Source organism: Mesorhizobium sp. BR1-1-16, assembly GCF_020165495.1.
GTDB lineage: Bacteria > Pseudomonadota > Alphaproteobacteria > Rhizobiales > Kaistiaceae > Kaistia.
On sequence record NZ_JAIUIE010000013.1, the window covers coordinates 94,065 to 106,364 of the forward strand.

Annotated in this window: 10 protein-coding genes; 7 read left to right on the plus strand and 3 right to left on the minus strand. The window is 65.2% G+C overall.

The genetic code is table 11. From position 1 onward, the window contains the following. The first annotated feature begins 325 nt into the window (after positions 1-325). From LB518_RS21330 to LB518_RS21355, 6 genes are read left to right on the plus strand one after another with little or no spacing between them, the layout of a single operon-like run. Entirely contained in the window at positions 326-1,921 is a 1,596-nt protein-coding gene (locus LB518_RS21330; RefSeq protein ID WP_224579835.1) for an ABC transporter substrate-binding protein, read from the plus strand. 16 nt (positions 1,922-1,937) lie between these two features. Next, a complete protein-coding gene (locus tag LB518_RS21335) occupies positions 1,938-2,990 on the plus strand; it encodes an ABC transporter permease (protein ID WP_224579836.1) in 1,053 nt (350 codons plus the stop codon). After that, the gene (locus LB518_RS21340) at positions 2,987-3,868 is read left to right on the plus strand and encodes an ABC transporter permease (RefSeq protein WP_224579837.1); all 882 of its coding nucleotides are present in this window, start codon (positions 2,987-2,989) and stop codon (positions 3,866-3,868) included. The genes LB518_RS21335 and LB518_RS21340 overlap by 4 nt, the downstream gene beginning before the upstream one ends. A 2-nt stretch (positions 3,869-3,870) precedes the next feature. After that, positions 3,871-4,866, plus strand: coding sequence for an ABC transporter ATP-binding protein (locus tag LB518_RS21345; protein ID WP_224579838.1), 996 nt, complete (start codon positions 3,871-3,873; stop codon positions 4,864-4,866). Then, a complete protein-coding gene (locus tag LB518_RS21350) occupies positions 4,863-5,816 on the plus strand; it encodes an oligopeptide/dipeptide ABC transporter ATP-binding protein (protein WP_224579839.1) in 954 nt (317 codons plus the stop codon). The genes LB518_RS21345 and LB518_RS21350 overlap by 4 nt, the downstream gene beginning before the upstream one ends. Before the next feature lie 34 nt (positions 5,817-5,850). Then, complete coding sequence (locus LB518_RS21355) at positions 5,851-6,999, plus strand: M24 family metallopeptidase (protein WP_224579840.1); 1,149 nt, start codon at positions 5,851-5,853, stop codon at positions 6,997-6,999. 2 nt (positions 7,000-7,001) lie between these two features. Here LB518_RS21355 and LB518_RS21360 read toward each other — a convergent pair whose 3' ends face one another. Then, positions 7,002-7,334, minus strand: coding sequence for a hypothetical protein (locus LB518_RS21360; RefSeq protein ID WP_224579841.1), 333 nt, complete (start codon positions 7,332-7,334; stop codon positions 7,002-7,004). Positions 7,335-7,508: 174 nt separating this feature from the next. Here LB518_RS21360 and glpD point away from each other — a divergent pair, with 174 nt between their 5' ends. Continuing rightward, entirely contained in the window at positions 7,509-9,023 is a 1,515-nt protein-coding gene (gene glpD / locus LB518_RS21365; RefSeq protein WP_224579842.1) for a glycerol-3-phosphate dehydrogenase, read from the plus strand. A gap of 13 nt (positions 9,024-9,036) precedes the next feature. Here glpD and LB518_RS21370 read toward each other — a convergent pair whose 3' ends face one another. Beyond that, positions 9,037-9,735 carry an ROK family protein gene (locus LB518_RS21370; RefSeq protein WP_224579843.1) on the minus strand — a complete coding sequence of 233 codons (699 nt, stop codon included), beginning with the start codon at positions 9,733-9,735 and terminating at the stop codon, positions 9,037-9,039. Between the two features lie 20 nt (positions 9,736-9,755). Further along, entirely contained in the window at positions 9,756-12,194 is a 2,439-nt protein-coding gene (locus LB518_RS21375; protein WP_224579844.1) for a glucan 1,4-alpha-glucosidase, read from the minus strand. Positions 12,195-12,300: the final 106 nt, after the last annotated feature.

The following is a 12,300-nucleotide window of genomic DNA, read 5'->3' on the forward strand; positions in this document are numbered from 1 at the left end:
GGCTCGCACCAACGGCCAGAATCGTGCCCGGGGCTCTACCATTCGTTGTCCGCCAAAATCACTTGCGTCGCCGCCGCTTTTGACGTGTTCTTCCTTTGTGTACCGATCGCATGCAGAGCTGCCGGATAGTCTGGCGTGAACGAGGCTCGAAGCGTGCGGTCAGGACCTTTCAGGGGCAGGTTCCGTCGTCGCGACATGGACTGTGTCACGTTTCAGCCCGAGATTGCGGAATGCGCAACGGGGATGGCCGTGTCATGATCGGCGCGGGCCATCAAGGCGACATCGACAAAGCTGGTTGAACAGCGCGATATCAAAGGGAACAGTGATGATGGATGCAAGACGGGTTTCGAGGCTGCTGTCGGTCGGCATGGCGGCGGCGCTCGCTTCGAGCGCGCTGATGCCTATTGCCCAGGCGATGGCTCAGGACGCCGGGACGCTGGTCGTCGACACGGCTTTTCAGCTGAAGACCGCCGATCCGGCGCGCGAGTTCGAGCCGACGGCGAACCTGATCCTGCATCCGGTCTATGAGACGCTGGTCACCTTCAAGGGCAGCGACCTGACCAAGGTAGAGCCCTCGCTGTCCGAGGCGCCGGTCGTCTCGGCAGACGCCAAGACCTTCACCTTCCAGTTGAACCCTGCCGCGAAATTCAGCGATGGCTCGCCTGTGACGGTCGATGACGTCATCTTCTCGCTCAACCGCGTCAAGAACGTGAAGGGCAGCCCATCCTTCCTGCTCGACGGCGTCACCGTATCCAAGGGCTCCAAGGAAGGCGAAGTCGTTCTGACGACGGAGCAGCCCGATCCGGGCCTGCCCTACAAGCTCGCCAATCCGGCCGTCGGCATCGTCAATGCGAAGGTTGTCACGGCCAATCAGGGCTCGGCCGCGGCTGATGCCGACAAGACCGATCGTGCCGACGCGTTCTTTGCGACCACCTCGGTCGGCTCGGGGCCCTATGTGCTCGAGAAGTTCGACATGGCGGCCGAGGTCGTGCTGAAGCGCAACGACGCCTATTGGGGCGAGAAGCCGAAATACGAGCAGATCGTCATCCGCAACGTCGAGACCAGCGCGCAGCAGATGAACGTCATGCGCGATGACAGCCAGATTGCGCTCGATCTGCGCCCCGACCAGCTCGATGCCATCAAGGATGCTGCCTACACGATTTCGGTCCCCAGCGCCGACGTCGTGTTCATGTTCACGAACTCGAATGCGGATATCTCGCCGGTCGCGGCCAATTCGGATTTCCAGACCGCGGTTCGGCTCGCCATCGACTATGACGGCATCGTCAACATAGCGGGCGAGGGTGCGGTTCGGCCGGGCTCGATCATCCCCACCATGTTCGCAGGCTCGCTGCCGACTTCGGAAGGCCCGACGCGCGATGTCGAGGCGGCCAAGGCCGCGCTCGCGAAGAGCGGCATCAAGGATCCCACCATCGAGCTGACTTACGTCTCGGACATCACCAAGAACGGCGTCTCATTCGCCGATGTCGCGGCCAAGATGCAGTCCGATTTGAAGGATGTCGGCATCACGGCCACCTTGAAGCCGTCGCCGGTTTCGACCTTTCTCGATGACTACCGTGCAGGCACGCTGCCCTTCACCATCGTGTGGTGGGGTCCGGACTTCCCCGATCCGAGCGACTATCTTCTCTTCGGGCCTGGCGAAAAGGTCGGCTTGCGCGCCGGCTGGAAGGCGGGCTCTTCGCCCGCAATCACCGAGATCGCCAAGAAGGCCGCCGTCGAGATCGACCAGACGACGCGCACCAAGCTCTATGACGAATGGCAGAAGAAGCTGAACGCCGAGGGTCCGTTCACCGGCCTGTTCCAGCCGGCCTTCTCCATGGCGAGTTCCAAGACGCTCGAACCGGTCGAATATAACGCGATGTGGACGATCGACCTGACGGCGATCTCGCCCGCCAAGCAGTAAGCGCCCAGGTTCGGCAATGTCATATCTTCGGACGTCCTGGTATGCGTTGCCGAACCTCCTTCGTTTCGTGCTGCGCCGGCTCTTCGTCGGCGTGTTGCTGTGCCTCGGTGTCACCCTCATTTCGTTCATCCTGACGCAGGTGGTGCCGGGCGATCCGGTTTCGGCCAATCTTGGCGACCGCGCCGCGAGCGATCCTGTCATCGTTGCTGTCTTTCGCGAGCGTTACGGCCTCGACAAGCCTTTGCCCGAACAATACGCGCTCTATCTGCAGCGTCTCGTGCAGGGCGACCTCGGCGAGTCGCAGCAGACGCATCGCCCCGTCACCACCGATCTCGGCCAGTATCTGCCGGCGACGATCGAGCTCGCCTCGGCAGCGATGATCCTGGCGCTGGTCTTCGGCATTGCGCTCGGCGTCATCGCGGCGATCAAGCGCGATGGCTGGCCGGACCAGCTCATCCGCATCATCTCGCTGGCGGGCGTCTCGGTGCCAACCTTCTGGCTGGCGCTGGTGACGCTCTATGTCTTCTTCTTCAAGCTCGGCATCGCGCCGGGCGTCGGCCGGCTCAATCCAGGCGGCAAGGCGCCACCGGCGATCACCAACATGTTCACGATCGACTCGCTGCTGACAGGGCAGTGGGCGACGTTCAGCACCGCCATCAGCCATATCGTGCTGCCAGCGCTGGTGCTCGCGATCTATACGGTCGGCTCGATCACGCGCTTCACTCGCGCTGCCATGCTGGAGTCGCTCAATCAGGACTATGTTCGCTCGGCCCGCGCCAAGGGGCTGCCTGAGCGCACGGTGATCCTGCGCCATGCAATGCGGCCGGCGCTGGCGGCGATCGTCACGGTGGCCGGCATGGCCTTCGGCCGCATGCTCTCGGGCACCGTGTTGGTCGAATCCGTGTTTTCCTGGCCCGGTATCGGCCAATATGCCTACAAAAGCGCACTGGCGCTCGACCTTCGCGCCATCATGGGCGTCAGCCTCGTGGTCGCGGTCATCTACATCGTCGTCAACATGGCCGTGGATCTCATCTACGCGCTCATCGACCCGCGGATACGCCTCGGATGAGCGAAAGCAGTCTCTCCGCACCCGAACTGGTCGTGCTGCCGCGTCGCCGCTTCCTGCGTCGCTCGGCCTGGACGCAGCCGCTCGGTCTGGTTGGCCTCGCGCTGCTCGTTGCCATCGTGCTGATGGCGGTGCTCGCGCCCTGGCTCTCCGCGCATGGACCGATCGAGCAGGGCGCCCGCCGCTTCATGGCGCCGAGCGCCGAACATTGGTTCGGCACCGACCAGCTCGGCCGCGATGTCTTCGCCCGCGTCATCTATGGCGCGCGGGTGTCGCTGCCCTATGCGCTGCAGCTTGTCATCATGGCGAGCGTGATCGGCACGATCGCCGGTGCAATCGCCGGCTATTTCGGCGGCTGGATCGATGGCGTCATCATGCGCGCCGCCGATCTCGTGATGGCATTCCCGGATATCATCCTTGCGATGGCGGTGGTCGCGGCGCTCGGGCCCGGCCTCTTCAATGCCGTGCTTGCCGTCGTGGTGGTGAGCTGGCCGATTTATGCCCGCGTCGTCCGCTCGATGCTGCTGACGATCCGCGACGAGCCCTATGTCCAGTCGAGCCGGCTGCTCGGCGTCTCCTCGGCGCGGGCGCTCTGGGTCGATGTGCGGCCGAACGTGGTGGGCCCGCTGATCGTGCTGGCGGCGCTTGAATTCGGCCATGCCGTTCTGATCCTCGCCGGCCTTTCCTTCCTCGGCCTCGGCGCGCAGCCGCCAGCGCCCGAATGGGGGTCGATGGTCTCGGACGGCTCCAAATATTTCGACAAATGGTGGCTGAGCGTCTTTCCCGGCCTCGCTATCCTGCTGGTGGTGCTTGCTGCGAATTTCGTCGGCGACACGTTGCGCGACGCGCTCGATCCGCGCACCGCCAAGGCGTTCCGCTGATCATGGCAAGCGTTTCGACCAAGCCGCCGCTGCTGTCGATCGAGGGTCTGACGATCTCGCTGCCGACCGCGGAGGGGCAGCGCGCCGAGGCGGTGCGCGGCGTCGATCTGGCCATCGGGCGCGGCGAGATCGTTGGTCTCGCCGGGGAGAGTGGCAGCGGCAAGACTTTGACGGCGCTGTCCGTGCTCGGCCTGCTGCCGGGCGGGGCGCGGCCGGTTGGGCGCATTCTTTTCGAGGAGCGCGATCTTCTGGCGAGCGGACGGGCGGCGCGTTCCGTCCGCGGCGCCGAGGTCGCGATGGTTTTTCAGGACCCAATGACGGCGCTGCATCCGATGCTGTCGATCGGCCGGCAGATGACGGAACATGTCCGCTTTCACCTTCGCCTCAGCCAGCATGCGGCCGATACCGTCGCCGTCGAAATGCTCGATCGCGTGCGCATCCCGAACCCGCGCGAGGCGATGACGCGCTATCCGCACCAGTTCTCGGGCGGCATGCGCCAGCGCATCGCCATCGCCTCGGCCCTTGCCGCCGGGCCGAAGCTGCTCATCGCCGATGAGCCGACGACCGCGCTCGACGTCACCGTGCAGGCCGGCATTCTCCGTCTCATCGAAGGATTGCGGCGTGAGCTCCAGCTGTCCGTGCTGTTGATCACGCATGATCTCGGCGTCATGTCAGCGCTCGCCGACCGGGTCTATGTCATGTATGCCGGCCGCGTGGTGGAACGCGGGGCGCGCGCCGATGTGCTGGCGCAGCCGCGGCACCCCTATACGCGCGGGCTGCTCGATGCCTTGCCGCATGGCAGCCCCTCGGATCACCCGTTGCGCGCGCTGCCGGGCTCTCCGCCCGCAATCGGGCGCTTTCCGGCCGGCTGCGCCTTTCATCCGCGCTGCCGCTTCGCCGAGGACATCTGCCGGGCCGATGTGCCGGACCTGATGCCGGTCGCACCCGGCCGCGCGATTGCCTGCCCCATCGATCCGCTCGCGGCGGTGCCGGCATGAGCCTCTTGTCGATCCGAGACCTCGTCGTGCGCTATCGCGGCCATTCGGGCGCGACGGTAACGGCCGTCGCCGGCTGTGATCTCGATGTCGAGGAAGGGCAGATCGTGGCGCTGGTCGGCGAGTCCGGCTGCGGCAAGTCTTCGCTCGGCAAGGCAGCGGTCGGCCTGATCCGCCCGGCCGCGGGCAGCGTCACCTTCGATGGCGAGCCTGTCGAGCCACTTGGCCAGCGCGCGCGTCCTGCCGCGCAGCGGCGGCTGCAGATGGTGTTTCAGGATCCGTTTTCCTCGCTCAATCCGCGACGACGTATTGCGGATCTCATCGGCGACGGGCTGCGCGTCTCCGAATTGCATGGCGGCCGGCAGCTTTCGGTTGGCGAGTGCCTTGAGCGCGTCGGCCTCTCCGCCGGCATCGCCGATCGCTTTCCGCATCAGTTCAGCGGTGGCCAGCGACAGCGCATCGCTATCGCCCGCGCGCTCGCCGCCCAGCCACGCTGCATCGTTGCCGACGAGCCGATTTCCGCGCTCGATGCCTCCGCGCAGGCTTCGATCGCCAATCTGCTCGTTTCACTGGTCGATGATCTGAAAGTCGGGCTGCTCTTCATTTCGCATGACCTCTCGATCGTCCGACGCATCGCCGACATCACGACGGTCATGTATCTCGGCCGCGTCGTCGAGACGGCGCCGAGTGAACCGCTCTGGCGGGCGCCGCTGCATCCCTATTCGGCCGGCCTCATCGGCGCGATCACGGAGCCGGACGGCCGAGGCCGCATGCCGGCCGACCTTCCAGGCGACGTTCCCGATCCTGCCGCGCCGCCGCCCGGCTGCCGCTTCCATCCACGCTGCCCCATCGCCATCGATCGCTGCTCGGTCGAGGTTCCGGAGCGTCGCCTGCTCGGTCCGGGCAGGACAGCCGCCTGTCATCTTGCGGAGCCGGTCGCAGCCTTCGTCTGATGCGCCGCGCTTCGCCGCCAAACTGGAGTTCATGATGTCCCGATATCAGCAACGCATGCAGCGCTTTCAGTCCCTGATCGCCGGCGCGGCCGACCTTGTATTCTTCCACATCGGAACCGATCTCGATTATCTGACCGGCATCCATCGCGATATTCCCAATTACGGCCGCGTGCTGCATCCGGGCGCCTGGCTTGAGGGCGCCTGGCTCTCGGCCGAGCGGGCACCAATCCTGACACTGCCGCGGATGACGGCCGAGCTCGGCGGCAAGGGCGGTATTTCCGGCTTCGAGATCCGCGTGCTCGGCGACTGGGATGATCCGGCCGTCATGGCCAAGGGCATCATCGACGAGATGAAGCTGCCGGCCTCGCCGCGTATCGCGGTCAGCGAGAATGCCGAGGCGGAATCGCTGATCCAGATTCAGAAGCTTATTCCGGATGCCCGCTTTGTCTCGGCGACGGCACTGCTGCGCAAGCTCCGTGTCATCAAGGATGCCGAGGAAATCGAAACAATGCGCGCCGCCGGCAAGATCACGGAGGCGGCGCTCACCGATGCTATCGCGACCTTCAAACTCGGCATGACCGAGCTCGATGTCGTTGCCGAGCTCGACTACCAGATGAAGCGGCACGGCTCGCTGGGTCCGTCCTTCACGACGTCGCTCTACAACACCGGTACCAACCACCCGATGCTGCTGGGCCAGCCGCTGAAGACCTGGCCCCGCAAGCTGAATCCGCCTGTCTCCGTGCTGCTCGACTTCGGCGCCGTGCATGACGGCATGTGCTACGACTATGGGCGCACGGTTTCCTTCGGCACGCCCAGCGCCGAGCAGATCAAAGTGCATCGCCTGATCATGGATTCGCAGGCGGCCGGCATCGCGGCTCTGAAGGCGGGGCAGGCGACCTGCGCCGAGGTCGACAAGGCCGCGCGCGATGTGATCGCTGCGGCCGGCTATGACAAGGCGTTCCGTCACCGTCTCGGCCACGCCATCGGCTCCGACGTGCATGAGCCGCCCTTCCTGACCAAGGGCAGCGACACCGTCGTTCAGGAGGGCATGATCTTCACCGTCGAGCCGAGCATCCTGCAGGATGGCAGCTTCAGCGCCCGCGTCGAAGACTGTATCGTGGTCCGGCCCGGCGGCGGCGAGCCGCTGACGCGCGGCTTCCAGGATCTGATCGTCGTCGAGTGAGACTAATGCGGCTTGCCGGCGGGGCGGTCGGTCTCGTCGGCGGCTGCGGCCTCCGCCGTGCGGCGGCGGTGAATGGCAGCGCCGAGCGCGGCGACCCAGGTCCGCGCCGGCTTGAAATCGGGGTCCGCGACGCCGTTCTCGATCTCGGCGATCAGCGTGTCCAGCTTCAAGGTGATGACGTCGAGCGTCTCGCGGTCATAACGGTCGGTTGACGGGTCCGCCTCGACCTCGCGGCGGATGATCGCGAGCGCGTCGCGCCAGGCGACCGGGTCGGCGAAGGTGACATCCTGCTGGAGCGCGTGATGCAGCGCGCCGAGAAGCTCGAGAACGTCCATTGGTGGGGTCTCCTGCGATCGGTTGACTGACCTTATCGGCCGGGTGGCGGCATGCTTCAACCCCGAAGCGCCGAGATCGGGCAGCGTGGCATCCTGCGCCTTCCGCGCTCCGGTGTTTCATACTAGCTTGGCGACCCGCCGTCCGGGGCGGATCAAGGGCGGCTGGAGGCCAGCGTGGACGTTCCGAGCTACGACATCTTCGTCATCGGCGGCGGCATCAATGGCTGCGGCATTGCGCGCGACGCTGTCGGCCGGGGCTATAGCGTCTGCCTCGCCGAGATGAACGACCTTGCGAGCGGCACGTCCTCGGCCTCGACAAAGCTGATCCATGGCGGCTTGCGCTATCTCGAATATTACGAGTTTCGTCTGGTACGCGAGGCGCTGATGGAGCGCGAGGTGCTGTGGGCGCTGGCGCCGCACATCATTCACCCTATGCGTTTCGTGCTGCCCTATGCCAAGGGCCTGCGGCCGGCCTGGCTGATCCGCCTCGGCCTTTTCCTCTATGATCATATCGGCGGCCGGAAACTGCTGCCGGCCACGCGAACGCTCGACATGCGCCGCGATCCGGCCGGGAAGCCGTTGAAGCCCGGCTTCACCACGGCCTTCGAATATTCCGATGGCTGGGTCAACGATGCGCGCCTCGTCGTGCTCAATGCGAGAGATGCCGCCGATCGCGGCGCCGCCGTCCATGTGCGCACAAAGGTCGTCTCGGCGCGGCGCGACGGCGACCAATGGCTGGTGACGATGGAGAACCGGCGGAGCGGCGCGCAGCAGACCGTGCGCGCGCGCCTCATCGTCAATGCGGCCGGACCGTGGGTCGATCACGTCCTGACCGACGCACTCGGTCGCAACGATGCGCATCATGTCCGCCTCGTGCAGGGCAGCCATATCGTCGTGAAGAAGAAGTTCGACGATCCGCGGGCCTATTTCTTCCAGAACCGCGACGGCCGCATCATCTTTGCTATTCCCTATGAGGATGAATTCACGCTGATCGGCACCACCGACCAGGACTATCCCGGCGATCCGCACAACGTGGTGATCAGCGAAGGCGAGATCGATTATCTCTGCGCTGCCGCCAGCGAATATTTCGTCGAGCCGGTCACGCCCGCCGATATCGTCTGGACCTATTCAGGCGTTCGCCCGCTCTTCGACGATGGCGCCTCGAAGGCCCAGGCCGCGACGCGTGACTATGTGCTGAAGGATGAGCCGGTTCCGGGCGCACCGGCGATCAACGTCTTCGGCGGCAAGATCACCACGTATCGCCGCCTTGCCGAATCCATGCTGGAGAAGATCGAGCATCATCTCGGCAAGAAGGGCGAACCGTGGACAGCATCAAAACCGCTGCCGGGCGGGGAGTTCCCCGCGACCGGCTTCGAGCCGGAACTGGCGCGCCTCTCGGCAGCCTTTCCGTTCCTGAGGCCGTCGCATGCCCGGCGGTTGCTCCGGCTCTACGGCACGCGTGCCTTCATCATGCTGGGCGACGCGAAGAGCGAGGCCGGTCTGGGGCGTCGCTTCGGGGCGGATCTCTTCGAGGCAGAGACCCGCTATCTCGTGGCTCACGAATGGGCGGCGAGCGCCGAGGACATTCTCTGGCGCCGCACCAAGCTCGGCCTTCGCTTCAGCAAGGACGAGACCTTCGCGCTGGACGCCTGGCTGGCAGAATCTTCAGTCGGGGCGGTCGCGGAATAAGACTCCGCGGGGCCTACCGTTTCTTCCAGAGAAACGCGCCGCCCTCGATGCCGGCCTCGTTGTCGGCAAGGCTGACATTCTTCGTCACGTCCAGCTCGACATGCTTGGCATTGCCGCCACCGATATAGAGACGGTCATAATGGAGCAGGGTGTAGATCAGGCCGATCGCCTTCTCGACGCGCTTGTTCCAGTGCTTCTTGCCCTTATCCTCGAAAGCGGCATTGCCGAGATATTCGTCATAGGTCTTGTCGCCGTGGATCGGATGGTGAGCCAATTCCATATGCGGCATCAACTCGCCATCGCGGAACAGCGCCGTGCCGGCGCCGGTGCCGAGCGTCAGCACGAATTCGAGGCCCTGGCCCGAGACGATCGCCATGCCCTGCATCTCGGCGTCGTTGATGATGCGGACCGGATGTCCGCCGAGACGCTTGGATAGGCCGTCGGCGAGGTTGAAGCCCGCCCAGTCCTCGGTGCCGAGATTGGGGGCTGTCAGGATACAGCCATTGCGAACGACGCCCGGAAAACCGACCGCGATGCGGTCATAGGGCGGGAAATCCACCACAAGGCCGGCGATGGCGTCGAGAAACACCTTGGGCGGACAGGGATGAGGCGTTTCCACCCGCGCGCGCTCGTTGATGAGCGCGCCCTTGTCGTCGATCACGGCCGCCTTCAGTCCGGTGCCGCCGACATCGATCGCGAGAATGCCCGTCACGTTCTTCTCCATGGCTGATATCAGCGGCTGCCGCGATGCGCATCGTGGCGCGCCCGCTCAACCGTGACCTCGAAGTCGACATTCTCCCAGCGGTTGGAATCCGGCCAGAAGAAGGTGAAGTGGATGGTGCGGCCGGCCGCAATGCGCGCCGTATCGATGTCGAGCATCTGGATGCCGAAGGCGTTGCGGGCAGTCGGCGTATCCTCCGTCGTCGCCCAATTATCCTTCGACCAATGCACGATGGCCGGGGCTTCGACCTCGATCCTGAGGGCGCGGCCGTGCGAGACGGTGCGGATTTTCTGCGTGAAGCGCCAGATGCGGACCTCGGCCCTTGTGTTGTCATGCTGGTAGCGTTTGACGGTCTGTGGCGGCATGTCGAACACCGCGCCGTCGCGCAGCGAACGCAGCAGCTTGATATGCTCGGAATGCGCCCAGACCAGCGGCATCGCGCTCCCCGAAGGGTGCCCGTGATAGAGCTCGCGCTCGGGGATATCGGTGCTGTCCCAGACCTGTTCAGGCAGCATCCCTCCCGAGCTTGCGGATTGCTCCAGCGTGTCGAGCAGTTGCTCGGCGACGGCCATGCGACCGGCGGCGATCTCGTAATGCGCCCGCTCGCCGGTCAAGAGCGGCCAGGGGCGTCCGATGCCCGTGCCATCGAAGGGACGGCCGTCCTCGTGCTCGCCATAGCCGTCGCCATTGTAGCGATACCAGATCGGTCCCTGCGGCAGCTCGGCCTTCAGCGTCGCATCGATCGCCGTCACCGTGTTGACGATACGCGGATCGTCCGCGGCGCGCAGGCCGAAGCGCACCAGCGCCAGCGCGTCGGGACTGATCAGCATCGTGGCATGCTTGGTCATGTCGGCCGGCGGCCGGTTCTTGATCGGCACGAAGCCGTCGAGCGGCGAGGCGCCGTCGGCCGAGTCCGCCGTGGCGATGCGGACATAATAGCCTTCGATGCCGAGTTGCTTGCTGAGCTCGGTGCCGGTTGCGTAGGTCCAGTATTCGACGTCGTCGTTCCAGCTGTCCGCCGTCTGGCGCAGGTAATGCGCGGCCTCGGTCCGTCCGCCGATCTCGAGCAGGTCGGCAGCGGCGAGGAGACCGGCAATCTCGACTGCGAGGGTGAAGGGCGAATAGCCTGCGTCCTCTTCCCAGCGGTCCTGTCCGGTCACCGGACCGTTGCAGATGATGAAATGCGCCGCTTTCTCGATCATCGGCAGGATGCGGGCGATCTCGATGCTGTCGAGATGGCCGCGCCGGTGCAGCATGTCGGCGAGAATGAGCGGAAAGGCGCATTCGTCCATCTGGACGCCGCCCCAATAGGGCGAGCCGTCGAGCCAGACATTCTGCGACCAATGGCCGTCGGCCTCCTGAATGGCCGTCAGATAGGCCAGCACGGCTTTGGCTTCGTCCACCGCTCCGGCGGCGAGGAAGCCACCGGCAGTCTCGACGAGATCGCGCGGCCACACGAGATGATAGCCGCCGAGATCCTCGTCACCCTTGGAGAAGCCCCAGGGAATGGAAAGGCTGGCGATCGTGGCGCCCGGAAATGAAGCCGGCTGATGCGTCGAAAGCACGGCGGCGCTGATGCGATAGCTGTTCAGGTTGCTGGCGCCTGCCGGCCGGTCGAGCGGCAGCAGGCGCTTCTGATAGGCGCGCCAGCCGGCCGAATAGGCGCGGCGGGCGACGTCAAAGCCAGCCTGCAGGCTCGATTGGGCCTTGTAGGCGGCTTCTTCCCAGCGTGAGCCAAAGGCGATGGCGATCAGTGCCTCGCCGCCACCCGAAAGATCGATCTCGGCGGAAAGCGCGACGTTGCCATCGACGGCCTGCTGCCAGCGCTCGTCGAGTTCGCCCGTCTTGTTCAACTGCTGCCAGCCATCCGAAGATCCGACATAGCCGGCCGAGCGCGCCAGAAACGGCACCGAGCAGGCGACGGCGAGGGCTCCGGCCTTGGCGCCTGTCGCAAACAGCATCGGCGTGCCCTTATAGTCGCCGACCCAACCCGTGTTGTTCTTGCCACCATTGATGAGATGGGGCGCGATCAGTCCGAAGACGCGGTAATCGCTCGCCGCCCCCTGCAGTGCCTCGAAAGTCAGGCGCTGCAGCAACGTCTCGCGCTTCGGATCGGTCAGGATTTCCTTCTCGATGCGCCAGCGTCCATCGCGTGCCGTGTTGGTCAACCGGAAGGCGGGAACGCCTTCCTCGATCATGGCGATCCCATGATCGGCCTCGCGCTTCTCCTCCGCGAAGTAGCCGTCGGGACCGGTGACAACGAAGCCGAAATCGCGGGTACAGGCAGCATCGACGCGCGGCCAGTAGATCTCGTTGAGGATGCCATGGCTGACCGTGAACCAGATCCGACTTGCCGCGGTTCCTGCCGTTCCCACGCCGCTTTTGGCGCTCGACGTCCAGCGCGGCGGCAGTCCCGGCTTGCCTGGCGGCACGGTGTCGGATGGCTCCATGGTCTTCTCCCACTTATTTGGGCGTGCAGCTAAGGTGCGGTTCCGTCGTAAATCCACGCGCTCGATGGGCTATAACTCCCGCCGATAGCTTGACGCGACCTTCCGT

Coding starts and splice junctions, on each gene's coding strand:
- LB518_RS21330 (WP_224579835.1), top strand. CDS start 326: ATGATGGATGCAAGACGGGTTTCGAGGCTGCTGTCGGTCGGCATGGCG.
- LB518_RS21335 (WP_224579836.1), top strand. CDS start 1,938: ATGTCATATCTTCGGACGTCCTGGTATGCGTTGCCGAACCTCCTTCGT.
- LB518_RS21340 (WP_224579837.1), top strand. CDS start 2,987: ATGAGCGAAAGCAGTCTCTCCGCACCCGAACTGGTCGTGCTGCCGCGT.
- LB518_RS21345 (WP_224579838.1), top strand. CDS start 3,871: ATGGCAAGCGTTTCGACCAAGCCGCCGCTGCTGTCGATCGAGGGTCTG.
- LB518_RS21350 (WP_224579839.1), top strand. CDS start 4,863: ATGAGCCTCTTGTCGATCCGAGACCTCGTCGTGCGCTATCGCGGCCAT.
- LB518_RS21355 (WP_224579840.1), top strand. CDS start 5,851: ATGTCCCGATATCAGCAACGCATGCAGCGCTTTCAGTCCCTGATCGCC.
- LB518_RS21360 (WP_224579841.1), bottom strand. CDS start 7,334: ATGGACGTTCTCGAGCTTCTCGGCGCGCTGCATCACGCGCTCCAGCAG.
- LB518_RS21375 (WP_224579844.1), bottom strand. CDS start 12,194: ATGGAGCCATCCGACACCGTGCCGCCAGGCAAGCCGGGACTGCCGCCG.